At 70.0% G+C, this 24,160-nt stretch carries 23 protein-coding genes and 1 riboswitch; of the genes, 17 read left to right on the top strand and 6 right to left on the bottom strand.

All coding sequences use genetic code 11. The annotated features are described in order from the left end of the window. Positions 1-19: 19 nt before the first annotated feature. Positions 20-916, bottom strand: coding sequence for an alpha/beta hydrolase (locus G7043_RS01515; protein WP_313887657.1), 897 nt, complete (start codon positions 914-916; stop codon positions 20-22). Between the two features lie 70 nt (positions 917-986). Here G7043_RS01515 and G7043_RS01510 point away from each other — a divergent pair, with 70 nt between their 5' ends. From G7043_RS01510 to G7043_RS01500, 3 genes are read left to right on the top strand one after another with little or no spacing between them, the layout of a single operon-like run. After that, entirely contained in the window at positions 987-2,009 is a 1,023-nt protein-coding gene (locus tag G7043_RS01510) for a M48 family metallopeptidase (RefSeq protein WP_166043077.1), read from the top strand. A gap of 15 nt (positions 2,010-2,024) precedes the next feature. Further along, positions 2,025-2,801 carry a S1 family peptidase gene (locus tag G7043_RS01505; RefSeq protein WP_166043075.1) on the top strand — a complete coding sequence of 259 codons (777 nt, stop codon included), beginning with the start codon at positions 2,025-2,027 and terminating at the stop codon, positions 2,799-2,801. 21 nt (positions 2,802-2,822) lie between these two features. Continuing rightward, positions 2,823-3,545 (top strand): S1 family serine peptidase, encoded by a 723-nt coding sequence (locus G7043_RS01500; RefSeq protein ID WP_242641819.1) that lies wholly within the window; start codon positions 2,823-2,825, stop codon positions 3,543-3,545. On the opposite strand, the gene G7043_RS49740 is transcribed toward G7043_RS01500, so the two are convergent. Then, complete coding sequence (locus G7043_RS49740) at positions 3,526-5,718, bottom strand: tetratricopeptide repeat protein (protein ID WP_166043073.1); 2,193 nt, start codon at positions 5,716-5,718, stop codon at positions 3,526-3,528. The genes G7043_RS01500 and G7043_RS49740 overlap by 20 nt on opposite strands. Beyond that, the gene (locus G7043_RS01490) at positions 5,711-6,322 is read right to left on the bottom strand and encodes a TetR/AcrR family transcriptional regulator (protein ID WP_166043063.1); all 612 of its coding nucleotides are present in this window, start codon (positions 6,320-6,322) and stop codon (positions 5,711-5,713) included. The genes G7043_RS49740 and G7043_RS01490 overlap by 8 nt, the downstream gene beginning before the upstream one ends. A gap of 53 nt (positions 6,323-6,375) precedes the next feature. Between G7043_RS01490 and G7043_RS01485 the strand changes: the two genes are divergently transcribed. Continuing rightward, on the top strand, positions 6,376-7,680 hold the full coding sequence (locus G7043_RS01485; protein ID WP_166043060.1) for a serine hydrolase domain-containing protein: 1,305 nt from the start codon (positions 6,376-6,378) through the stop codon (positions 7,678-7,680). On the opposite strand, the gene G7043_RS01480 is transcribed toward G7043_RS01485, so the two are convergent. Continuing rightward, the gene (locus G7043_RS01480; protein ID WP_166043058.1) at positions 7,677-8,285 is read right to left on the bottom strand and encodes a LysE family translocator; all 609 of its coding nucleotides are present in this window, start codon (positions 8,283-8,285) and stop codon (positions 7,677-7,679) included. The two genes, G7043_RS01485 and G7043_RS01480, sit on opposite strands and share 4 nt — an antisense overlap. Before the next feature lie 148 nt (positions 8,286-8,433). On the opposite strand from G7043_RS01480, the gene G7043_RS01475 reads away from it, so the two are divergent. Then, positions 8,434-9,168 (top strand): serine protease, encoded by a 735-nt coding sequence (locus tag G7043_RS01475; RefSeq protein WP_166043056.1) that lies wholly within the window; start codon positions 8,434-8,436, stop codon positions 9,166-9,168. A gap of 13 nt (positions 9,169-9,181) precedes the next feature. Then, entirely contained in the window at positions 9,182-9,640 is a 459-nt protein-coding gene (locus tag G7043_RS01470) for a GNAT family N-acetyltransferase (protein ID WP_166043053.1), read from the top strand. Here G7043_RS01470 and G7043_RS01465 read toward each other — a convergent pair. Next, on the bottom strand, positions 9,594-10,787 hold the full coding sequence (locus G7043_RS01465) for an 8-amino-7-oxononanoate synthase (protein ID WP_313887656.1): 1,194 nt from the start codon (positions 10,785-10,787) through the stop codon (positions 9,594-9,596). The two genes, G7043_RS01470 and G7043_RS01465, sit on opposite strands and share 47 nt — an antisense overlap. Before the next feature lie 43 nt (positions 10,788-10,830). Between G7043_RS01465 and G7043_RS01460 the strand changes: the two genes are divergently transcribed. Then, a complete protein-coding gene (locus G7043_RS01460; protein WP_207310514.1) occupies positions 10,831-11,892 on the top strand; it encodes a cytochrome P450 in 1,062 nt (353 codons plus the stop codon). Here G7043_RS01460 and G7043_RS01455 read toward each other — a convergent pair. Then, the gene (locus tag G7043_RS01455) at positions 11,876-12,709 is read right to left on the bottom strand and encodes a quinone oxidoreductase family protein (RefSeq protein ID WP_242641895.1); all 834 of its coding nucleotides are present in this window, start codon (positions 12,707-12,709) and stop codon (positions 11,876-11,878) included. The genes G7043_RS01460 and G7043_RS01455 overlap by 17 nt on opposite strands. An 82-nt stretch (positions 12,710-12,791) precedes the next feature. Here G7043_RS01455 and G7043_RS01450 point away from each other — a divergent pair, with 82 nt between their 5' ends. The 10 genes from G7043_RS01450 to G7043_RS01405 all read left to right on the top strand — a co-directional run bounded on the left by G7043_RS01450 (position 12,792) and on the right by G7043_RS01405 (position 24,111). Next, positions 12,792-13,298: a helix-turn-helix domain-containing protein gene (locus G7043_RS01450; protein WP_207310513.1), complete on the top strand. Its 507-nt coding sequence runs from the start codon at positions 12,792-12,794 to the stop codon at positions 13,296-13,298. Between the two features lie 7 nt (positions 13,299-13,305). Then, positions 13,306-14,268 carry a threonine aldolase family protein gene (locus tag G7043_RS01445; protein ID WP_207310512.1) on the top strand — a complete coding sequence of 321 codons (963 nt, stop codon included), beginning with the start codon at positions 13,306-13,308 and terminating at the stop codon, positions 14,266-14,268. A gap of 117 nt (positions 14,269-14,385) precedes the next feature. Then, positions 14,386-14,517: riboswitch (cobalamin riboswitch) on the top strand. A gap of 39 nt (positions 14,518-14,556) precedes the next feature. Beyond that, positions 14,557-16,461, top strand: a complete 1,905-nt coding sequence (locus G7043_RS01440; RefSeq protein ID WP_166043049.1) for a putative cobaltochelatase — start codon at positions 14,557-14,559, stop codon at positions 16,459-16,461. A 138-nt stretch (positions 16,462-16,599) separates the two neighbouring features. Further along, positions 16,600-17,214, top strand: coding sequence for a cob(I)yrinic acid a,c-diamide adenosyltransferase (gene cobO, locus G7043_RS01435; RefSeq protein WP_166043046.1), 615 nt, complete (start codon positions 16,600-16,602; stop codon positions 17,212-17,214). Then, a complete protein-coding gene (locus G7043_RS01430) occupies positions 17,211-18,587 on the top strand; it encodes a cobyrinate a,c-diamide synthase (protein ID WP_166043044.1) in 1,377 nt (458 codons plus the stop codon). Before cobO ends, G7043_RS01430 begins: the two co-directional genes overlap by 4 nt. 31 nt (positions 18,588-18,618) lie before the next feature. Beyond that, positions 18,619-19,665: a cobalt-precorrin-4/precorrin-4 C(11)-methyltransferase gene (locus tag G7043_RS01425; protein ID WP_166043042.1), complete on the top strand. Its 1,047-nt coding sequence runs from the start codon at positions 18,619-18,621 to the stop codon at positions 19,663-19,665. Between the two features lie 5 nt (positions 19,666-19,670). Beyond that, on the top strand, positions 19,671-20,486 hold the full coding sequence (locus G7043_RS01420) for a hypothetical protein (RefSeq protein ID WP_166043040.1): 816 nt from the start codon (positions 19,671-19,673) through the stop codon (positions 20,484-20,486). Continuing rightward, entirely contained in the window at positions 20,483-21,739 is a 1,257-nt protein-coding gene (locus tag G7043_RS01415) for a cobalamin biosynthesis protein (RefSeq protein WP_166043038.1), read from the top strand. The genes G7043_RS01420 and G7043_RS01415 overlap by 4 nt, the downstream gene beginning before the upstream one ends. A gap of 103 nt (positions 21,740-21,842) precedes the next feature. Next, positions 21,843-23,213 carry a M4 family metallopeptidase gene (locus G7043_RS01410; RefSeq protein WP_166043036.1) on the top strand — a complete coding sequence of 457 codons (1,371 nt, stop codon included), beginning with the start codon at positions 21,843-21,845 and terminating at the stop codon, positions 23,211-23,213. Positions 23,214-23,337: 124 nt separating this feature from the next. After that, positions 23,338-24,111 (top strand): S1 family peptidase, encoded by a 774-nt coding sequence (locus G7043_RS01405; RefSeq protein WP_166043034.1) that lies wholly within the window; start codon positions 23,338-23,340, stop codon positions 24,109-24,111. Positions 24,112-24,160: the final 49 nt, after the last annotated feature.

Here is a 24,160-nt window from a genome sequence, read left to right as displayed (position 1 = left end):
ACCTCGACCTACAACGAGGTCAAGCTGTTTTCAAGAACTCGTCGACCTCGGCGAGGGCCGCCGCACGCACTGGCTCAGGCGACAGGAACAGGTCGTGCATGCCCGCCTTGATCTCCACGACCTTGACCGAGGTCCCGAGCTTCGGGCCCCACTTCCTCATGCCCTCGACGTCCAGCACCGCGTCGGCCTTGGAGACGTCCTCGCTCCACTCGCTGGCGTTCAACATGCTCTTGTCGGAGTGCAGCACCAGCACCGGCACCTGCACGTCGAGACCGTTGTGGACCTTCTCCTGCGCGATCAGGATCGCCCGGATCCATCCGGCCAGCACCGGGAACCCCGCGAGCGGCTTCCACTTCAGGTCGAAGTCCCACTCGCCGTTGCGCGAGCTGTGGATCGCCGACCCGTAGGCGTCGCCGAGGTTCGCGCGGATCTTCACCTTCGGGGCGAACTGCCCGATCAGGCGAACTATCTGCCGCACGAGCGGCGGCTCGACGACGTCCAGCCACGGGCTGTTGAGCACCAACGCGCTGATCAACTCGCTGGAGCGGCGTTCGTGCGCCCACAACGACGTGGTGAGCCCGCCGGTCGAGTGCCCCATGAGCACCACACGCGAATGCTCTTCACGAATGACGGCGATCGCGGCGTCGATCTCCTCGAAGTACACCGCGATGTCGGTCGTGTAGTTCGGCACTTCGCCGTCGCGCAGTGACCGGCCGTAGCCGCGCAGGTCGACCGCGTAGAAGTCGTAGCCCTGGGCCGTGTAGTGCTCGGCCACGTGCTCCTGGAAGAAGTAGTCCGCGAAACCGTGCACGTAGAGGATCGCGCCCCGGTCGTTGGCCGCCGCGCGCCGGCGGACCAGGGTCGCTGCGGCCCCGCCGCGCAACGGCAGAACGGTGGTGTCTTCGTCGCTGCTCACCGCGCAAGTTTGCAACCATCCGGCGTCGATTCCGTGCAGCCTTGTCCGGATCGTGTCTAACCTGGGTGGTGTGACGGGGGATATTGAGCAGTCATCGAGGGTGCGCTTCATGGGCATCAGCCCGCGCGCCTATGAGCATCCTGCCGACCGAGGTGCCCTCGCGGTGCTGAGGGCGGTGCCCGCCGTGGCACCGATCCTCAAGGCGGTCGCCGGAGCCTTCACCGAGCGGGGTGAGCGCCTGCTGCAGGTGGCTTCCTCCGTGCGGGTGGGCCCGAAGCAGTACCCGCAGCTCGACCGGATCCGCAACGAGGTGGCGGCGACGTTCGACCTCGACGAGGTGCCCGAGCTCTTCGTCGAGCGCAACTCGCAGGCCTACGCCTACACCTACGGCATCGACAAGCCGTTCATCGTGATCAGCACCGGCTCGGTCGACCTGCTCGACAACGAGTCGCTGCGCTTCCTCATCGGTCACGAGACGGGCCACGTGATGTCGGGCCACGCGCTCTACAACACGCTGCTGCGCCGGCTCATCGACCTGACGACGTCGTTCGCGTGGGTGCCCGCGGGCGCGATCGCCATGCGGGCCGTCATCGCGGCGCTGCGCGAGTGGCAGCGCAAGACCGAGCTGTCCTGCGACCGGGCGGGCCTGCTGGCCTGCCAGGACCCGCAGGCCGCGCTGCGGACGCACCTCGCGCTCGCGGGCGACCTCGGTGGCCAGGTCGACATCGCGTCGTTCCTCGCCCAGGCCCAGGAGTACGAGGAGGTCGAGGACATCCGCGACAGCATCCTCAAGCTCCTGCACACCGAGACCCGTTCGCACCCGCTGGTCGTGGTGCGGGCCGCCGAGCTGCAGCGCTGGTCGGCGAGCGAGGAGTACCGCGAGATCCTGACCGGCACGTACCCGCGCCGCGAGGACGACCGGCCGACGAGCAACCTCACCGACGACGTGAAGTCCGCCGCTCGTTCGTACAAGGAGTCCATGAGCAACTCCGCCGACCCGCTGATCAAGACGATCAACGACATCGGCGAGACGGTCATGGGTGCTGCGGGCAGGGTCTGGAGCAAAGTTAGTCCGAACGGCTCAGCCGAGTAGCTACCATCTGGAGTCATGAGACGACTCCTGGTGCTGGTTCTCTCCGCATTGCTTGCCGCAACAGGCACCGCCGCCGCCAACGAGCAGGTCGTTGGCGGCGAGCGGGCGTCCATCGAGGCCAACCCGTGGGCCGTCTACCTCACCGACGACCGCGGCGCCCAGTTCTGCGGTGGCACCGTCGTCGCACCGACGAAGGTGCTCACCGCGGCGCACTGCGCCCTCGGCCGTTCACCCTCTGACCTGCGCGTTGTCGCGGGCCGCGAGGACAAGCAGGATCGCGACTCCGGGGTGTCCGTGATGCCGGTGGACGTCTGGATCCACAAGCAGTACGTCGCCGCCGACGAGGGCGAGGACATCGCCGTCCTGACGCTCAAGACCGCGCTGCCGTACACCCCGCTGCCCATCGCGGAACCGACCGACCGGGCGCTCTACCAGCCCGGCACGCAGCTGCGGGCGCTCGGCTGGGGCCGCACCAGCGAGAACGGCAAGACGTCCCGCTACCTCCTGCAGGCCACCGTGCCGGTGCTGCCGGACGACTTCTGCGTCGAGACGTACCCGCAGTTCGTGAAGACCGACATGTTCTGCGCGGGCTACGAGGGCGGCAAGATCGACACCTGTCAGGGCGACTCCGGCGGCCCGATCGTCGCGCAGGGCAAGCTCGTCGGCGTCACGTCGTGGGGCGAGGGCTGCGCGCGCCGGGGCAAACCGGGCGTGTACGTCCGGCTCTCCCGGTACGCGAAGGATCTTCACCCGGTCGTGGATGCTTTGCCGCCTGGAGTTGTCGACCCCTAGACCCCTGGGTTCAGTGGGGCCATGCGTCTGCTGGCAGCGGTTCTGGCTCTGCTCGTGATCACCGTGGTCCCGGTGCACGCGCAGCCCAGAATCGTCGGCGGTGTCGTGGTGGACGACGCCGACGAGGCGCCCTGGACGGTCGCGCTGACCACGTCGTCCGGCTACCAGTTCTGCGGTGGCGCGCTCATCACGCCGAATCTCGTCGTCACGGCCGCACACTGCGTCTACGGCCGCACGCCTGCCTCGATCACCGTCGTCGGCGGCCGACTGGATCTTCGCACCGACGGCGGCAGCACGTCCGTCGTCGCGAAGTACCAGCTCGCGGACGGGTACTCGACTCCATCGCGCGGCAAGGACATCGCGTTGCTGACGCTCGCCGTGCGGATGCCGTACCGGGTGCTGCCCGTTGCCGCCACGACCGACGTGTACGCGGCGCGCAACGTCGGCGTCGTGTACGGCTGGGGGAGGCAGGCGGAGAGCGACACGAACAAGAGTCCGTTGCTGCACAAGGCATCCATCCCGATCGTGGCGGACGAGGAGTGCGCCGGGGTCTACGCGCGTTACGACGCCGTGGCCATGTTCTGCGCCGGCTATCCGGAGGGCGGGATCGACTCGTGCATCGACGACTCCGGCGGCCCGTTCGTGGTCGACGGCCGGCTCGCCGGGATCGTGTCGTGGGGCATCGGGTGCGCTCGTCCGAACACCCCCGGCGTCTACACGCGGGTCACGACGTACCTGAGCTGAGCTTCCGGAACAGGTCGGCGCGGTAGCGGAGGCCGGCCGACTCCGCCCGTTCGATCGCCTTGGCGTACCAGGCCTTGTCCTGGGTCAGCGCCGCTTTGCCGGCGAGCGCGCGCACCTCGATGATGCGGAACCCGGCTTCGGCGGCGCGGCGCAGCACCTCGTCGTACTCGGTGACCGAACGGTTCACCTCGGCGAGCACGAGACCAGCGTCGACCTCGATGAACAGGTCGTCCGCACCGGCCAGTTCGAGTGCGCGTTCCGCTTGTGCGCGGGCTTCCTCGCGCCGATCGGTCGCGATGAGCAGTTCCGCGTACTCGACCCGCGTGGACATCTCGATGGGCCGAAGTCCGTTCCGTTGCGACAGGTCCAGCGCTTCCGTGAACGCTTCCTCGGCTTCCGCGTACTTGTGTTGTGCCGCCAGCACGACGCCGAGGTTGTTGAGACCGTTGGACGTGTGCTGCAGGTCGTCGCTCTCCCGGGCGAGTGCCACCGATCGCCGCAGTGCTGCCTCGGCCGAGTCGAGCCGGCCCAGTTCCAGCTCGACCAGGCCGAGGTTGCCGAGACCGCCGATGAGCTGCGCGTGCATGCCGTTCGGCCCGTAGAGCCGCAACGCCGTGTTGAGGTGTTCGCTGGCGAGGTCGAGTTCGCCGATGTCGTGGTAGATCCCGGCGAGGATGTTGAGCGCGGTGGCCTGCTCGGCTTCGCGACCGGCGGCGCCGAACTCGGCGATCGCCCGCTCGCAGTGCGAGATCGCCGCCCGGTGCGCGCCGAACCGCCAGTCCAGGTAGGACAGACAGACCCGCATCGCCGCCGCCCGTTGCCCGGCCTCGACCCTGAGCGCCGCCTCGGCGACCGTGCGCAGGTCGGCGTAGTAACCCGACTGCAGCAGGTACGCGCGCATGGCCGCGACCAGTCCGGCGTCGGGTTGGTCCTGGGCGAGCGCGACGAGGTTGAGCCGTTCCGTCTCGAACCAGGTCATCGCCTCCTCGCGGTCCGCGAACGGGACGGGGTCGGCCGTGGGCGGCAGCAGCCGGGTGAAGCCCACGTTGAGCACTGCGTCGGCGCCGTCCGCCCGCTTGAGGTACCAGTCGAAGACGGTTCGCCGGTCCTGCGCGGTGGCCCGTTGGTGGGCGTACAGGCGCAGCAGGTCGTGCAGCTGGAAGCGGACTCCGTTCTGCTGCACCAAGTTCGCCGCGACCAGCTCGTCGATCGGTGCTCCGGCGAGGCCGCGCGGAATGTCCGGACCGGGCACCGCGCCGAGGAAGTCGAACGTCCGCCGCGCCTGCCCCGACAGCTTCCGGTAGGACAGGTCGAACGTCGCCTGCACGGCCGTGTCGTCGTCCTCGATCTCCAACGCTTCGAGCCGGTGCTCCCGCAGCTCCTCGACGTAGTCCGGCAGATGCCGCCCGGCGAGGTTCGCCCCGGCGATCCGCAACGCCAGCGGCAGCCGCGCGCACAGCCCGATCAGCTCGCTGGTGTCCCCGTCGACCCGCATGCCCTTGAGCAGCTCGTGCGCCTCCTGCTCGGCCAGCACACCCAGCCTGACCTGGGTGAACTGCGGCAGATCCGACCGGCTCGTGATCAACGCGGCACAACCGGGCGTGGCGGGCAGCAGCGGCGCGATCACGTCGGCCGTCGCGTTGTCGAGCACCACCAGCACCCGCCGGTTGCGCAGCAGTTCGTGGTAGTCGTCGTTCGGGCCGCCACCCAGCGCCTTCACGAACCGCGCCAACGCCTGCTGGACCGTCATCGGCGGCCCGGTGGAGTATCCGCGCAGGTTCACGTACAGCTGCCCGTCCGGGAACTGCTCGCGCAACCGGTGCGCCTCCCGCACCGCCAGCACCGTCTTGCCGACGCCGGGCAACCCGGTGATCGCCCGCACCGGCGCGTCGATCAGCTCCAGCAGTGCGATCTCCTCCTTCCGGCCGACGAAGTCCGGCAGGTCGGCGGGCAGCTGACACGGCGCGGGCGGCCGCGGCACCAGCCGGTACCCGGTCGACTCGGTGATCACCTGCTCGGTCGCGCGCAACCGGCTGACCAACGTGCGCAACGCGGCGCGCGGGTGCAACGGCGGTTCGTCCGGCCAGATCTCGGCGGCCAGCACGTCGAACGGCACGGGCTCGCCCGGCCGCGCGGCCAGCGCGGCACGCAGTGCCCGCAGCCGATCAGTCACCGAGACCCTTGAGCACTCGCTCCAGTCCGTACTCGAAGGTCTTGTCCCGCAACGCCTTCGACGTCACACCGTGCGCGGTGAGCTCTTCCTCGTCCTGGCCGGTGCGGGCCAGCAGCTGGACGTACGCCGCCTCGCTCACGGTCATCCCGACCACGTACCCGAGCACCGTCTTCATCGCCAGATCGGCTTCCTCGCCGGGAAAACCGCCGTCGGTGAACAACGCGAGCAGGCGGGCCGAACGGTCCGACAGGTTCGGACCCAGCTCGGCCAGACCGACCTGGCCGAGCACCGACGCCACCCACGGGTGCCGCAACACCATGGCGCGCAGGCTTCGTGCCGCGTCGGCCACCGAGGAACGCCACGGCCCGGACGCCACCACCTCCATCTCGCCGTACACCTCGTCGACGACGAGCTCGATCAGCTCGTCCTTGTTCGCGACGTGCCGGTAGAGCGAGGTGGCCTTGGTGTCCAGGCGCGCGGCGAGGGTGCGCATCGACAACGCCTCCAGCCCGTCCGCGTCCAGCAGTTCGACGGCCGCGGCCACGATCCGGTCCTGGCTGAGACCCGCGCGCGGGCGTTCCCGCGTCCACACCGAGGAGACCATGCGTCCACTGTACGCACTTGCGTACGCGTTCGCGATCTGCGTACAGTGTTCGCATGACGCGAACGATGTACGCACAGGACCTGCTCGACACCCTCCGCGCGGAGCACGGCGTTCCCGGCGCCACGCTCGCCGTGCTGGTCGACGGTGAGATTCACGAGTTCGCCAGCGGTGTGCTGCACACCGGAACTGGCGTCGAGGCGACCACCGACTCGGTCTTCCAGCTCGGTTCGGTCGCGAAGATCTACACGGCGACGCTGGTGATGTCGCTGGTCGAGGAGGGTCTGCTCGACCTCGACGCCCGCGTGGTGGACGTGCTGCCGGACTTCCGGGTCGCCGACCCCGAGGCGACCAGCGCGATCACCGTGCGGCAGCTGCTCAGCCACACCAGCGGGCTCAGCGGCGACTTCCAGCCGGACACGGGCCGCGGTGACGACTGCATCGAGCGGTACCTCGAAGCGTGCGTGAAGCTCGGCCAGGACGTGCCGCCGGGCTCGACCGTCTCCTACAGCGGCGCCGGCTACGTCGTGCTCGGCCGGATCGTCGAGGTGCTCACCGGCACGACGTGGAACCAGGCGCTCGCCGACCGCGTGCTCATGCCCCTCGGGCTGACGCACACCGTGACCCTGCCGGAGGAGGTGCTCCGGTTCCGCGCCGCGATCGGCCACTTCGACGGCGCGCCGGCGCCGGTGTGGGACCTCATGCCGCGCGCCGCCGGACCGGCCGCCGCGGTCTGCGCCAGTGCCGGTGACGTCGTGCGGCTGGCGAAGGCGCACCTCGACAACACCGTGCTGAAGCCGGAAACCGTTGCCCTGATGCAGGAACGTCAGGTCGACGTGCCGGACAAGTGGACCGTGAACGCGGACGGCTGGGGTCTGGGCTGGACGCTCTACGACTTCGTCGGCACGCCCGGCATCGGCCACGACGGTGCCGCCACCGGCCAGTACTCCTACCTCCGCGTGCTTCCGGAGCAGGGCATCGTCATCGCGTTGCTCACCAACGGCGGCGGTGCGCGTCCGTTGTCGTCGGCGATCCTGCGTGCGCTGCTCGGGCAGTTCGGCATCGAGATGCCGCCGCCGTTCGCGCCGCCCGCCGAGCCGTTCGAGGTCGACATGGCGCCGTACAACGGGGTCTACCGGCGCGAGGGTGTCGTCATCACGATCGACGGCCGCTCGGCGCGGTACGAGTTCGTGGACGACATGGCGATCTACCCGTCCATGGACATGGAGCTGATTCCGGTGTCGCACAACGTCTTCGCGGCCACCGGTGCCGGTTCGTCGTTCCAGGACGACTTCATGCCGGTCGTCTTCGACAACGGCTACTGCTACATCGGGATGCGCGCCGCGCCCAAGGTCGGTTAGACCACGAGCCCGACGGACATCGTGAGGAACACGGCCGCGCACACCGCGTCCAGCGCCGTGGTGACGCCGGGCCGCTTCAACCGGCCGGCCACCCGCGAGGCCGCGAGCACGATCATCAGCTCCCAGACCGCGGCCAGTCCGAGGAACACCACGGCGAGCATCGCGAGCTGCGGCGCAGGTTCACCCGATCCGATGAACTGCGGCAAGAACGCGAGCGAGAACAGGATCATCTTCGGGTTCGTGATGTTGGTCAGGAAGCCCTGCCGGAACGGCCGGTCGCTCATGACTTCCTCCGGCTCGTCACCCGAGCGCTTGAGCAGCCCTCGTGCGATGGAAATCGCCAGGTAGAGCAGGTAGCCGGCGCCGATCCAGCGCAGTGCCGCGAGCACCATCGGGTACTGCGCGAGCACCACGCCGAGGCCGGAGATCACCAGTGCCACCTGGACCGCGGCGGCCGTGTGGATGCCTGCCAGTGCGAGCAGGCCGGCGCGGGTGCCGGAGCGCAACGACGTGCGCAGCAACAGGAACGCGTCGACACCGGGGGTCACGATGACGACCGCGCACGCGATGAGAAAGGCCGGAACCTGGCCGAAGTCGAACAACACCGTACATACCCCCGTGAGCTACACCACTGACCGCAAAATCTTCGGCCTGACGCGACACTAACACGAGAATCTTCGGTTTTGACGCCGTCCTGGCGCGATCGCTACGGTTGGTGACCAATCGTCCACCTGGTGCAACGAGGAGTGGTCCGTGAGGGGTAAGCGGCTTGCCGTGCTGGGCGCGGTGATCGCGCTGGTCAGCGGCGGATCGACGGCCGATGCGATCGTCGGGGGGACACCCGCGCGGGTGGTCGACACCCCCTGGGTTGTGGCGATCACCACCACGGACGGCCAGTTGATCTGCGGTGGCGCGCTCGTCGCTGCGAACAAGGTCATGACGGCCGCGCACTGCGCCACGCTCAAGGGCGTGCTCGGCAAGAACCAGCGCCCCGCCGAGCAGTTGCGGGTGGTCGCCGGGCGCACGGACCTGCGCACCAAGAGCGACGGCGTCGAGGCCGCCGTCGCGAGCGTGTGGCGGCACCCCGACTACCAGGAGGTCACCAAGGGCGACGACGTGGCCGTGCTGACGCTGGCCCAGTCGCTGCCGTACCGGACGATCGCGCTCGGCGAGGTCGGTGACGACGGGGTCGTGCTCGGCTGGGGCCGCACCGCCGAGGGCACGCCGCCGGCCATGACGCTGCGCAAGGTGACGGTGCCGATCCTGTCCGACGCCGAGTGCGCGCTGAAGGAGCCGGACTACCGGCCGGGCGCGATGTTGTGCGCCGGGCGCGGGGGCCGCGACGCGTGCACGGGCGACTCGGGCGGGCCGCTGGTCGTGAAGGGCAGGCTTGCGGGAGTCGTGTCGTTCGGCCGCGGTTGTGCGCGCGCGGATGAACCTGGTGTCTACACCCGGCTGGCTCACTACCGATCTGTGATGGGCTTCTGATATCCACGAACAGGTGCGAACCACACCTTTTCCGGCGACCCTGCGCCGGCAGTGGGGACTTGACCTGAGTCCCTCCCAGCTCTACGCGATCCTGCGACTGCGTCAGGACGTGTTCGTCGTCGAGCAGAACAGCGTCTACTGCGACGTTGACGGCCGTGACCTCGAACAAGGCACACGGCACTTCTGGCTGGAAGCTGACGGATCGCACGACCCGCTCGCGTACCTGCGACTGCTCGAGGAACCCGACGGCACGTTCCGCATCGGACGCGTCGTCACGGCACGGATGGCGCGCGGGCGTGGATTCAGTCGCAGGCTCGTGCAGGCGGCTCTGGCAGACGTCGGTGCCACGCCGTGCGTGCTCGACGCGCAGACGTACGTCGCGGACTTCTACGCGTCGTTCGGCTTCGTGACCGAAGGTGCGGAGTTCATCGAGGACGGGATTCCACACCTGCGGATGCGGCGCACTCCCTGATCACGCGCACTGCGCGCTCGATGTCGGCCTCGGTCAGATCGGCGCGCGCGGTGAGCCGCAGCCTGCTGATCTGGTCCGGCACCGACGGCGGCCGGAAGCAACCGACGATCACGCCGTTGGCGCGGCAGTTCTCGGCCCACTGGAACGCCTGCTCCGGCGACGGCGCCCGCACGCTCACGACAGCCGCCGTCGGCGTGCTGACCTGGAAACCGGCCTCCTTCAGGCGGTTGCTCAGGTCGTGCGCCACGGTCAGGGCGCGCTCGGGGCGGTCCGGCTCCTCGCGCAGGATCTTGATCGCCGCCAGCGACGCTGCCGCGCTGCTCGGCGCGAGACCGGTGTCGAAGATGAACGTGCGCGCGGTGTCGATCAGGTGCTTGATCACCCGGCTCGGGCCGAGCACTGCGCCGCCCTGCGCGCCGAGCGACTTGCTCAGCGTCAGCGTGGTGACCACGTCCGGCGCCTTGATGAGCCCGGCCGCGGCCACGGCGCCACGGCCGCCGGGGCCGACCACCCCGAGTCCGTGCGCGTCGTCGACGACCAGCGCCGCACCGGTCGCGCGGCAGGCCTCGTGCAGTTCGGCGAGGGGTGCGATGTCGCCGTCGACGGAGAAGACCGAGTCCGTGACGACGATCGCGCGGCGCTTGCCGCGGGTCTCCAAGGCGTGCCGGACCTGGCCTACGTCGCAGTGACCGGCGACCACGACGTCCGCCTTGGACAGCCGCGTGCCGTCGATGAGCGAGGCGTGGATGTGCTGGTCGGCGACGATCGCGGTGCCGGGACCGGTGAGCGCCGTGACCGCGCCGAGGTTCGCCATGTAGCCGCTGCTGAACACCAGTGCGGACTGCGCGCCGCAGAAGTTCGCGAGCTCGTACTCCAGCTCGTTGTGCAGCTCAGTCGAGCCCGTGACCAGGCGTGATCCCGTGGAGCCCGCACCCCACTTGAGGGTGGCGGCGGCCGCGGCACCCGCGACGCGCTTGTCCTTGGCGAGCCCGAGGTAGTCGTTGCTGGCGAGGTCGAGGTCCGTCGAGTCGGCCGTGCGCGGCCGCACCCGCCGGGTCAGACCCGCCTTGCCCCGCGCTTCAGAGCGGACGTCGATCCAGTCGAACGTCGACTCACCACCAGTGGAAATCGCCTCAGTTGTGCTCACGGTCACCGCCTGAGTCTCCCATCCGCCGACTAGCGTGCCGCTCGTGGACCTGTTCACCTTCACGCGCGCCGAACTCACCTCGCCGGTGCAGTTCGCCGACGGCCGCTGGGTGGTGTCGGACTACGACGACGTGCGCGCGGTCCTCGCCGATCCCGTGACGTTCCTGCCGGACAACGCCCTGACCGCCGTCACACCGGTCGCGCCCGCCGCGTTGCGCTCCCTGGTCAGGGCCCGCTTCTCGCTGCCGCCGACCTTGGCGAACAACGGGTCAGCGTCGCACGCGGGCCTGCGGCGCCTGGTCGCGTCGTTCTTCACACCGTCGCGCGTGGCGGCGGCTGAGCCTCGCATCCGTTCGCTGGTTTTGGAACGGTTGGGTGGCTCAGATCTCGTGCGGGATCTCGCGTGGGATCTGCCGGCGATCGTGCTGATGGAGCTGCTCGGTCTGGAGAACGTCGACATCCCGACTTTGAAGCGGTGGAGCTCCGGCTCGCTGGAGTTCTTCTGGGGCAACATCTCCCGGGAACGGCAGCTGGAGCTGGTCGACGACGTCGGGGACTTCCACCAGTGGCTGGTCAAGCGCTACCACGCGCGGGACGGTGAGCTGTTCTGCGCGTTGGCCGACGCCGGTGTGTCCGCCGAGGACTCCGCCGGGCTCTGCTACTTCCTGCTGATCGCGGGCCAGGAGACGACGACTCAGTTGTTGTCCACGGCGTTGCGTCGCGCTTTGTCTGATCGCGCGTTGTGGGCGCGTTTGCCGTCGGCAGGGGTCGCCGAGTCGTTCGTCGAGGACGTGCTGCGGACCGACACGCCCGTGGTGACCTGGAGGCGGCTGACCGCGCGTGAGGTCGTGCTGTCCGGTGTGCGCGTTCCAGCCGGTGCCGAGCTCGTGTTGTTGTTGAGCGGCAAGGAGAACGATCCGCGCCACCTCGCGTTCGGCTACGGCCGCCACTTCTGCCTCGGCGCCGGGCTGGCGCGGTTGGAAGCCGCGGTGACGTTGCGGACCGTGGCCGAGCACGAGCCGTCGTTGAGGCTGGTGGGCGACGAACCGGAGTGGCTGAACCTGCTGTCGTTCCGCGCGCCTCGGTCCGTCACGGTCGTGCGATGAGCTTGCCGGTCGTGGTGCGTGCTTCGAGCGCTCGGTGTGCTTCGGCGATCTCGTCGAGCGCGTAGACGTCGCCGAGCACCGGCTCGAGGTGGTGGGCGAACACCTCTTCCGGGGTCACGTCGCGGGGAAGCCCCATGACCGCGACGCCCTTGCGGAAGATGTCGCTCGCCGTCACGTCCAACGGCTCACCGCTCGCGTACCCGAACACGACCATCCGCCCCACGCCGTCCTTGAGCAGCTCGAACGCCCGTTTCCCGACCTCGCCGCCGATCGACTCGAACACGACGTCCACCGGTTCCAGGCCGGTCCAGTCGTAGCCGATGCCACCCTTGCTGGACGCCTCCAGCACGACCGCTCCCGCTCGTCGCGCGAGCTGCACGAGCAAACTGCCGACACCGCCGGACGCCGCCTCGACCAGCACCCGATCACCTGGCCGGATGCGGGCCGCCCTGGTCGCGGCGACCGCGGTGGTGCCCTGCAGGAGCAGGGCGAGCGCTTCGTGGTCGCTCACGTCCTCCGGGACCTCGACGGGGTCCTCGACCACGGCCTTCGTGGCGTACGCGCCGTCGCGCGGGACACCCATGACCCGGCGGCCGTCCGCTGTGGTGCCGACGACTTCCGAGCCCAGGACGGCCGGCAGCGACGGCCCGGGGTACCACGGGAAGAGCTCACGGCCCTTGCCGCGGCGGATGACGGTTTCCCCGTAGTTCAGGCCGATCGCCGTGACGTCGACGAGCGTGTCACCGCTCGGGTCCGGCACCTCCTCGACCCGGAGCACCTCGGGCCCGCCGAACTCGTGAAACCGCACTGCCTTCATCTTCACGCCTCCCAGTAAGCGGACCGTCGGTCCGGTTGCTAATATACGGACCATCAGTCCGCTTGTGTCAAGGGAGAGTTCGTTGGAACGTGCCGACGCCGCCCGCAACCGAGCCGCGATCCTGGCGGCGGCCACCGAGCTGATCCGCGAGCGCGGCATCGAGGCCGTGTCGGTCGACGACGTCGCCGCGGCGGCGGGAGTCGGCAAGGGCACCGTGTTCCGGCGGTTCGGCGACAAGGCCGGCCTGATCCAGGCCGTCGTGGACGAGACGGCCGCGTCGTGGATCCGGACGGCGTCGCTGCGGTGCCGCACCGCCGGTGAGTTCGCCGGCACGCTGTTCGACCACGTGCTGGCCTCGTTGCCGCTGGTCATCGCGGCGGAAAGGACCACGACCCGCAGCTGCGAGGGCAACTTCCGCATCACCGTGGAGCGCCTGGCGGGCCTGGTCGGCTCGACCTTCAAGGCGCACACCGTGCTGGCGGTGCTGCGAGGCGAGCACATCGAGTTCCTGCTCGGTCAGGGCATGACCGCGGGCGACATCCGCGCGGGAGTTATCTCGCTCGCGGACACGCTCGCGGCTGAGGTTTGATGCCGGGGTGTTGAACCGTCAGCTCTCCGGAGTCAGCAAACGGACACTGCTCGAGGAACTCGGCCCCGTCCCGGACGTCGAGCCGGACGTCTACGGCGAGGGCGGCCCCGTGAGCGCGCTGGAACAGCGCGTCGCGCGGCTGCTGGGCACCGAGGCGGCGTTGTTCGTGCCGACGGGGACGATGGCGCAGCAGATCGCGCTGAAGTGCTGGGCAGACCGCACGCACAGCCCGATCGTGGCGATGCACCCTGCCGCGCACCCGCTGCACCACGAGGACGACGCACTGACCGTCCTGTCGGGCCTGCGCCCGATCAAGGTGCGGAACTCGGAGGTGGCGTCGTGCCCCGAGCCGTTCGGGACGCTGCTGGTCGAGGTGCCGGACCGCGAGGCCGGGTTCGTTCTGCCGACCTGGGACGAGCTGGTCTCGCTCGTGGACGCGGCCCGCGAACGGGACGCGGTGGTCCACCTCGACGGCGCGCGGCTGTGGGAGAGCACGCACGGCCTCGGCAAACCGCTGGAGGAGATCGCCGGCCTGTTCGACTCGGTGTACGTGTCGTTCTACAAGTCGCTGGAGGGCATGTCCGGCGCGGCTTTGGCGGGCACCCAGGACTTCGTCGACCAGGCACGGGTCTGGCGGCACCGGTACGGCGGCATGCTGTTCCAGCAGTGGCCCGCGGCGCTCTCCGCGATGCACGGCCTGGACACCGTGCTGCCTCGCCTGGGCGCGCAGGTCGCGCACGCCAAGGTGGTCGCCGAGGCGATGGGTTTGCCCGAGCCGCACACCCACCAGTTCGCGTTCCACCTGCCCGGTGACCCGAAGCGGCTGACCGAGCTGAGCGGGAAGTTCCTGGGCTCGTTCTGGCAGGACGGCACGCTGGCCAAGACGGAGGTCACCATCGCCGGCCCCGCACTGGAGTGGACGGCCGACGAGGTCCGCGAGGCCTGGTCCCACTTCCAGAGCCTGCTCTGACGCACGCGAGCTGGCCATGAACGGCGCTTTTGTGGACCCCAGGTCCACAAAAGCGCCGTTCATGGCCAGCGATACCGCACTTCCCAGCGCGATGTCGCTCACCTGGCTGTTGGTCCCGCAGGTGCGAAATGCGACGATGCCGGGGCTGTGAGGGGAGAGCGAGGAAGCCGGTGCGAATCCGGCGCCGTCCCGCGACTGTGACCAGACGTGCTCTGGGAGTCAGGAACTCGTCCCCCTCTTCACCCACCGACCGCGGGCGTGGACACCCGAGGAAGGACTTCGCTGAGCATGTTCCCCTTTTCGGCTGTCGTCGGACATGACGACCTCCGGCTGGCCCTGCTGCTGAACGCCGTACATCCCGGCATCGGCGGTGTTCTCGTGCGCGGCGAGAAGGGGACCGCGAAGTCGACGATCGTGCGTGCCCTGGCCGCGCTGCTGCCCGAACTCGACGTCTCGCAGAACTGCCGGTTCGGCTGCGTGCCCGGCAGCACCGACTGCCCGGACGCGCCGCACGACAGCGTCGAGCGCAGGCCGGCCAAGCTCGTCGAACTGCCCGTGGGCGCCACCGAGGACCGCCTGGTCGGGTCGCTCGACCTGGAGAAGGCGCTGACCGAGGGCGTGCGGGCGTTCCAGCCCGGACTGCTCGCCGCGGCGCACCGGGGCGTGCTCTACGTCGACGAGGTCAACCTCCTGCACGACCACCTCGTGGACCTGCTGCTCGACGCCGCCGCGATGGGGCGCGCCCACGTCGAACGCGAAGGCGTCTCGATCTCGCACCCGTCCCAGTTCCTGCTGGTCGGCACCATGAACCCGGAGGAGGGCGAGCTGCGGCCGCAGCTGCTCGACCGGTTCGGGCTGACCGTGGCGGTGAAGGCGGCGCGGGACGTCGGCGTGCGCACCGAGGTGATCAGGCGCCGGCTCGCCTACGAGGCCGACCCCGTGACGTTCGCGGCGCGGTGGGCAGCCGAGGACACCAAGCTCAAGCAGCAGATCACCGACGCCCGCGCGAACCTTCCCCTGGTTTCCCTGCCGGACAGCGAGCTGCGCCGAATCGCCGCCGTCTGCGCGGCTTTCGAGGTCGACGGCATGCGCGCGGACCTCGTCGTGGCTCGTGCCGCCACCGCCCACGCGGCGTGGCGGGGCGCCACCGAGGTCGAGGAGCTCGACGTCGAGACCGCGGTCCGGCTCGCCCTGCCGCACCGGCGCCGCCGCGACCCGTTCGACGAGCCCGGCATCGAGGAGCAGCAGCTCGAGGACGCCATGCGCCAGGCGGCCGAGCACGCGGAGGAACCCGAAGAGGGCCCGGACGACGACGGTCCCGGCGGTGGCGAGCTGCCCGAACCGCAGGAAGGCCCGGCGGGCAACGGAAACGCGCCCAACGACCGACCGGCACCGGAACCCGCGCCCGCGTTCAAGGCACGGCTGCTGGAGGTGCCGGGAGTCGGGGAAGGCGCGCCGGGCAAGCGTTCCCGGGCCCGTGCCCGCACCGGCCGGATCGTCCGTTCGTCCAAAGTGGATGGAAACGGCCTGCACCTCGTCGACACGCTCACGAACGCGGCACCGCACCAGCAGGCACGCGGCCGCAGCGGTCCCGGACTTCTGCTCACCGCCGGAGATCTGCGCAAGGCGGTGAGGGAGGGCAAGGAGTCGAACCTCGTCCTGTTCGTCGTCGACGCGTCGGGCTCGATGGCGGCACGGCAGCGGATGTCGGCGGTCAGCGGCGCGGTGATCTCCCTGCTGCGCGATGCCTACCAGCGCCGGGACAAGGTCGGCGTGGTGACGTTCCGCGGCAACCAGGCCGAAGTGGCGTTGCCTCCAACGACTTCCGTGGACGCGGCGGCGACCCGCCTCAAGAAGATGCGCACCGGCGGCCGGACCCCGCTCGCGGACGGACTGCTCAAGGCCCATCGCGTGCTGGAGATCGAACGGTTGCGCGACCCGCAGAAGCGCCCACTCGTGGTGTTGCTGACCGACGGCCGCGCGACGTCGTCCGGTCTCGGCGGCGACCCGACCAAGGACGCGCTGAAGGCGGCCGGCCTGCTCGAACAGACCGCTGTCGTGGTCGTGGACTGCGAACAGGGCCACATCAGGCTCGGCCTCGCGCAGAAGATCGCCGAGGCCCTGCAGGGCACCTGCGTCCGCCTCGACCAGCTCAGCGCCGACCACCTCGCCGGCGTCGTCCGGGCCGCGTGAGTTCGCGCTGGTCGTCCGGCCGCCCCTTCGTCGGGATTCGGCGAAGCCCAATCACGGCGAAGCGGCGGCCGGATGGCCAGCTTCCCGGCGAACTCACCGGAGTCTGCGGAGCAGCGACCAACGAGCAAGGAGAAACCAGTGCCTCAAGGACAACCCACCGAGGTGCCGAAGGACGGCCTGACGACGCGCCAGCGCCGCAACCGGCCGTTGCTGATGCTGCACACCGGTGAGATGAAGGGGAAGTCGACGGCGGCGTTCGGCATGGCGCTGCGCGGCTGGAACCAGGGCTGGGACATCGGCGTGTTCCAGTTCGTGAAGTCCGCCAAGTGGAAGGTGGGCGAGGAGTCCGCGTTCAAGGCGCTCGGCCGGCTGCACGAGGAGACCGGCGAGGGCGGCGCGGTCGAGTGGCACAAGATGGGCGAGGGCTGGTCCTGGTCGCGCAAGCAGGGCACCGAGGACGACCACGCCGCGGCCGCTCTCGAAGGCTGGCAGGAGATCTCCCGCAGGTTGCAGACCGAACGCCACGGCTTCTACGTGCTCGACGAGTTCACCTACCCGCTGCACTGGGGCTGGATCGACGTCGACGAGGTGGTGGACACGCTGGTCAACCGGCCCGGCCACCAGCACGTCGTGATCACCGGCCGGTACGCGCCGGAGAAGCTGATCGCCGCCGCCGACCTCGTGGTGGAGATGACCAAGGTCAAGCACCCGATGGACGCCGGACAGAAGGGCCAGCGGGGGATCGAGTGGTGAACCGGCTGGTCGTCGCGGCTCCCGCCTCGGGCAGCGGCAAGACCACGGTGGCGACGGGCCTGATGGCCGCGTTGCGCCGGGCCGGGTCGCGGGTCGCGCCGTTCAAGGTGGGGCCCGACTACATCGACCCCGGCTACCACGCGCTGGCCACGGCCCGTCCCGGCCGCAACCTCGACCCGGTCATGGTCGGCGAGCACCGGATCCCCGGCCTGTTCGCGCACGGGTCCAAGGGCTGTGACATCGCCGTGGTCGAGGGCGTGATGGGCCTGTTCGACGGCCGGGTCGACACCGCGGGGGTCGGCTCGACCGCGCACGTCGCGAAGCTGATCAACGCACCGGTGCTGTTCGTCGTGGACGCGCGCGGGCAAAGCCGGTCGCTCGCCGCTCTGCTGCACGGGTTCCGCGGCTACGACCCGACGGTCCGGCTCGGCGGCGTGATCCTCAACCAGGTCGGGTCGGAGCGGCACGAGCAGGTGCTGCGGTCGGCCTGCGACGAGGTCGGCCTCGACGTGCTCGGCGTGTTGCCGCGTGATCCGCAGTTCTCGTTGCCCTCCAGGCATTTGGGGCTCGTGACGGCGGCGGAGCACGGGTCGGAGGCGGTCGCCGCCGTCGACGCGATCGCCGCCGCGGTGGCCAAGCACGTCGATCTCGACGCGGTGCGCAGGCTGGCGCAGTCGGTGCCTTCGATGGCGGTGTCCGCCTGGGAACCCCAGGTCGAGCGCGTCGACGGCGAACCGTTGGTCGCGGTGGCGGGGGGAGCGGCTTTCACGTTCGGCTACGCCGAGCACGTCGAGGTGCTGAAGGCGGCGGGCGCGGCCGTCGCCGTCGTCGATCCGTTGAAGGACGAGGTCCTTCCGGAAGGAACCGCGGGGCTGGTCCTGCCGGGCGGTTTCCCCGAGCAGCACGCGGAAGCTTTGTCGGCCAACGCGAAGTTGCGCGACTCGGTGGCGCGGTTCGCTCGATCGGGTGCGCCGGTCCACGCCGAGTGCGGTGGGTTGCTGTACCTGGCGCGGTCGCTCGACGGGCATCCGATGTGCGGCGTGCTCGACGCCGAGGGGTTCATGACCCCGAAGCTGACCTTGGGCTATCGGGACGCCGTGGCGTCCGCCAGTTCCCCGCTGCACCCGCCGGGCAGCCGCGTGACCGGCCACGAGTTCCACCGCACCCAGCTGTCCACACCGCACTCGACCCCGCCCGCGTGGCACTGGCGCGGCGTCGATTCCCGGCCCGTCGCCGAGGGTTTCGTCGTGGGTGGCGTACATGCGTCGTACCTGCACACGCACCCGGCCGGTGATCCGGAGGCGGTAGCCCGCTTCGTGCGGGCCTGCCACCCGTTCGTGGCCGGAGCGGCAGGCGGTACGGTCTTCGCTTAAGCCTCTCCCCGAAACCCCCTGTGGAGCTGTCGTGACGACGACCGGTCGGGTCTCCTTCGTCGGCGCCGGTCCCGGTGCCGCCGACCTCATCACTCTCCGAGGCGCGCGCCGCATCGCGGAAGCCGACGTCGTCATCTGGGCCCCCAGTGCCGTCGACGCCGAGTGCGTCCGCGAGCACGCCCGCGCCGACGCCGACCTGGTCGACTTCTCGCGCGTGACGCCCGAGGAGATCACGGACCTGTACCGCCGTGCCGCCGCGTCGCGCCAGGTCGTGGTGCGCCTGCACGCGGGCGACGCCGCGACCGGTGGTGGTGTGCAGGAGCAGCACGACCTGTGCGTGCGCCTCGGTCTTGAGGTCGAGGTCGTGCCGGGTGTGTCGGTGGTGGCCGCCGCTGCCGCGAAGATCGGCCGCGAGCTCACCCTGACCGAGGCGTCGTCCACTGTGCTGATCTCGCCGGAGAGCAGCGAGCTGGTCCGCGAGTTCGCCGCGCTGCAGACCACGATGGCCGCGACGGTCTCGGGCGCGCGCACCGGTCAGTTCGTCGAGAAGCTGCTGCAGGGCGGGTACACCGCCGAGACCCCGGTCGTGGTCGCGTACAAGGTGAGCCAGGCGGACGAACTGGTCGTGCACACCACCGTCGGCGAACTGGAGTCGGTGGTGAAGCAGCACAAGCTGTACCGCCCGACGCTGTTCCTGGTCGGCGCCGCCGTGAAGGTGCCCACGCGCCGCGTCTCGGCGACGGCCTCGGTGGACGAGCCGCTCCGCGCCGCCCGCCCGACCCGCTGGTCACGCCGTGCCGCCTCGCGCATCGCGACGCGCGTCGACGAGCCCATCCCGGCCCCGGCCCCCGCTCCGCTGCCCGCCCCCGCTGCCGCCGCCGAGTCGAACCCGGCGTGGACGGCGGTCGAGGAAATACAGCAGTCGGTGCGCAAGCCGGCCGAGGAGCCCGCGCCCAAGCCGAAGCTGACCGTGGTGGCGGCGGAGAAGCCGAAGCCGCCGACGGTCCGCGCCTCGACGGCCACGCCGAAGAAGAAGCCGGCCGCCGCCCGTAAGCCCAAGCGCACCGCCGGAAACTGATGACAGTGCAGGCATTGCAGGACACAGCGGGCCGTCCCGTCGAGATCGTCGACGCCGCGGACGGCCTGCGTCCCGCGCTGAACGTGTGCCGCGCCCGCTCCGCCGTGATCGTGAAGCTGGCCGAGGGCATCGGTCCCGCCGAGATCGGCGCGGGCCTCGCGGGCTGGCGTCGCACGCTGACGGTGTCGGACGCAGGCGAACTGATCACTGTGGACCCGCGTGACGCGGTGACCCGTCGCTGGACCTCGCCGGACGCGGTGTTGTGCCTGGCGGACAACGAGTTCCTGCAGTCGAACGATGGCTGGGCGCTGCCGGACGACTCGTTCGCGAGCCGCACCCACGTCCTCGGCGCCGAGGTCCGCGCGTTCGTGCTGGCTCGCCTCGCCCCGCGCCCCGGTGTGCTGGTGTGGGACGTGCTGGCCGGTTCCGGTGCGGTGGGCGTCGAGTGCGCCCGGCTGGGCGCCGCGGTGATCGCGGTCGAGCCCGATCCCGTGCAGTGCGTGCGGATCATCGCGAACGCGTCCGCGCACGGCGTCGACGTGCGGGTCGAGGAAGCCGAACTGGACGCGCCCTCGTTGCCGCGCCCGGACGCGGTGTTCGTCGGCCGAGGTGAGATCACCGCGGTCAAGGCTTCGGCCGCGGTGTCCGCTCGCCGCGTGGTCGTCGCGACGGAGAGCGTGGACGAGATCGTGCCCGCCCGCGATGCGTTGCAGGCGGCCGGATACGAGGTGGAGGGCGTGCACTGGACCGCCTCTCGCCTGTTGGATTCGGGATTCGCTCCGGCAGTACCGGTGACCGTGCTGTGGGGAAGCAAGAAGTGATCGGTGTTTTCGCCGGCCCCGCCCAACGCGGCGATGCCGCCGACCTCGCCGGTCTCCTCGGCGCCGACGCCGTCGTGCCGGACGGTCCGATCAAGGCCGCCGTGCGCCAGCTGTGGCCACGCCTGAGCGCCGCGGTGCTGTTCCTGGACGCGGGTTCCGCGATCAGGCTGTTCGCGCCTCTGTTGCGGGACAAGCGATCCGGTCCCGCCGTGGTGTGCGTGGACCAGCACTTCGCGGTCGCGCTGGCCGGGGACGCGGACATGCTGGCCAGCCAGGTCGCGGATCTGTTGAACCGCACCGCCGTCGTGACCAGCGGCCCGTCGATCGACTCGGTGCTGGACGAGCTCGTCGAGCAGCTGGACGCCACCGCCGAGGGTGACGTCGAGGCGTGCGCCGCCGCCATCGAGGCGGGCGAGAAGGTCGTGCTGCGCAACCCGTTGAACTTCCCGCTGCCCGCCCTGCCGCCGAACGTCATCGCGGCGGGTGAGGACGCGACGTGGATGATCGTCGTCGACGACCGGGCCGCCGCGACCAAGGAGAACGTGCTGCGGATCGTGCCGCGCACGCTCGTCGTCGGTGTGGGCTCGACGCGGGGTTCGTCGGCCACGAGCGTGGGCGCGGCACTGGCCGAACTGGACGCACAGGGCGGCCTGGATCTGCGCGCCATCAAGGCGTTCGCGACCGCGGACGCCAAGGCGGACGAGCCCGGCATCGTGGACGCCGTCGAGGACTGGGGATTCTGGCACGGCGACACCGCCGAGCTGCTCACGTTCCCGACCGCGGAGCTCGCCGAGATCGGCGTGCCCAACCCGAGCTCGGTGGTGCGCAACTCGATGGGCACCGCGAGCGTCGCGGAGGCCGCGGCGTTGCGCGGCGCGCAGCTGCTCGGGCACGGCGCCCCGATCGAGCTCGCGGCCGAGAAGTTCAAGCGGGACAACGTGACCGTGGCCGCGGCGCGGATGTTGCCACGCGGCCGGCTCGCTCTGGTCGGGCTCGGCCCCGGCTCCGCCGAGGAACGCACACCCCGTGCGGAAGCGGAGATCCGGCGCGCGGCGTTCGTGGTCGGCACGCCAGAGGCGATCGAGGCCGTCGGTCCACTTCTGCGTTCCGGCACGGAGGTGCGGCACGAGGGCGCGGGCGATTTGGCTGCTCGTGGTGCGGCGGTCGCCTTCGTCGCTTTCGGAATCGGACCAACGTTGGACAATCCGGTCGAAGCCGACGTAATTGTTGTTCCCGGGGTCTGGGATCGCTGAGGTTTTTCCTTCTTTCGTAGGGTCTCTGCCGAAGTTTTCTTGATTACCGTCGCCACGCACACGGCCCACCCCCTGCCTCGGGCCCGAAGCACTGGAGACCGGCATGAGATCCCGTCGTCTCGTCGCTGTCGCCTGCACCGCCGGCGTCGCACTGTCCCTGCTCGCGATCAACGCCCAGGCTGCGGCGCCGAAGGAAGGCCTGCGCCTGCTGACCGTCCGCGACTCGCTGACCGCCACGCACACCTGGTACGAGCAGACCTACGACGGAAAGCCCGTGCTGGGCGCGTACTACGTCGAGCACGTCGACAAGGCGACCGGTGTGAAGACGGTGGACGACGGCCGCATCGCCGTCGGCACGGTCGACATGACGCCCGCCGTCACCGCCGAGGACGCCAAGACCAAGTCGGCCGGTGTGCCCGAAGGCGCGAACCTCAAGGTGCTGCCCGGCACCGGCCTCGTCTACGAGGTGATCTCCGACAAGGGCAAGGGTTCCGAGCGCACGCTGGTGCACGCGGAGTCCGGCGCGGTCGTGAGGTCGGAGAGCCTGGTCAAGCACGCGGAGGGCACCGGCAAGGTGTTCAGCCCGAACCCCGTGGTGTCGCAGCAGAACCAGAACCTCAAGGACGGCAACGACGCCGACTCGGCCGTGCCCGCCGCGGCGTACAAGTCCGTGACGCTGTCCAACCTGGACGGTTCCGGCTACCTCAAGGGCAGCTACGCCCAGCTGACCGGTGCCAAGAGCAAGCTCGCGTACAACAAGAACAACCAGTTCAACTACACGCGGACCAACGACTTCTTCGAGCAGGTCAACGCCTACTGGGGTGTGACCGAGGCGCAGAAGTACATTCAGAGCCTCGGTTTCACGAACATCAACAACCAGTCGCAGAAGATCACCACGCTCGGTGAGACCGCCGACAACTCGTACTACGACCCGAACAAGGACCAGATCACGTTCGGCACCGGTGGTGTCGACGACGCCGAGGACGTCGAGGTGGTGTGGCACGAGCTCGGCCACGCGATCCAGGACGCCCAGGTGCCGGGCTTCGGCACGACCCTCGACGCCGGCTCGATCGGTGAGGGCTTCGGCGACTGGTGGGCGTTGATCATGTCCTCGCGTGATTCGCAGGACACGACCACGACTCCGTTGGCGTGCATCATGGACTGGGACTCGACGTCGTACACGACCACGACGCCGCACTGCATCCGCCGCACCGACACCGACCTGACGGTGAGCCAGCGCCAGAACGAGGTGCACTTCGACGGCCAGATCTGGTCGCGGGCGCTGTTCGACATCTACCAGAAGTTCGGCCGCGACAAGGCCGCGAAGATCGTGCTGGAGGCGCAGTTCTCCTACGCACCCTCGACCTCCTTCGGCGCGGCGGCCGCGGTCACCGTCGCCACCGCCAAGAAGCTCTACGGTGACGCGGACGCCGCCACCGTCCAGGCCGCGTTCACGGCACGTGGAATCGCCTGAGTCAAAAGTCAAACCGCCCGCACCAGACAAGTGGCGGTTGTGCTGCTGAATCTCCGCCCGTGACGCTGTGTGTGCCGCCGCTCGACACCCTGCACACACAGCGTCATCGGGAAGGACTGGCTACATGGCGAAAACCCTGCATCGCCTGATCGTGTCCGTCGTGGTGTCCGCTCTCGCGAGCATCTTCTTCATCGCCCCGGCCGCCAACGCCGACGTCTCGCCGATGATCGTCGGTGGCACGAGGGCGAGCACGTCGACGTACCCGTGGGTCGTCTACCTGGCGTCCACCTCCGGATCGCAGTTCTGCGGAGGCACGCTCACCAAGGCCAACAAGGTCGTCACCGCCGCGCACTGCGTGAAGGGCCGCTCGGCCGCCAGCACGCGCGTCGTGCACGGCCGTGACGACAAGCAGAGCACCGCGGGCACGGTCGCGAACGTGACCAAGATCTGGGTGCACCCGAGCTACACCACCGCGACCGCCGGCTACGACGTCGCCGTGCTGACGCTCGACCGCAACATCAGCTCGGCCACCCTGCCGCTGGCCACGCCGTCCGACACCGCGCTCTACACGGCCGGCAACTCCGCGCTGATCCTCGGCTGGGGCACCACGTCCTCGGGCGGTTCCGCCTCGCGGTACCTGCTCAAGGCCAACGTGCCGCTGACCTCGGACGCGACCTGCAAGTCCGCGTACTCGCAGTACAGCAACACCTCGATGGTGTGCGCGGGCTTCCCGCAGGGCGGCGTCGACACCTGCCAGGGCGACTCCGGTGGCCCGCTGGTGTTCGGCGGCAAGCTCATCGGTGACACGTCCTGGGGCCGCGGCTGTGCCGGCGCGGGTTACCCCGGCGTGTACGGCCGTATCGCGCCGTACTACTCGGTTATCAACGCACAGCTGTAAGTGATCTTTTGTGTTGCAGGGTGCGTGCCTCGGCGCGCACCCTGCACGC

The sequence above is a fragment of the Lentzea alba genome (assembly GCF_011067745.1).
GTDB lineage: Bacteria > Actinomycetota > Actinomycetes > Mycobacteriales > Pseudonocardiaceae > Lentzea > Lentzea alba.
Note: the sequence above shows the minus strand (reverse complement) of the source record. Positions and strands in the feature narration are given on the sequence as shown.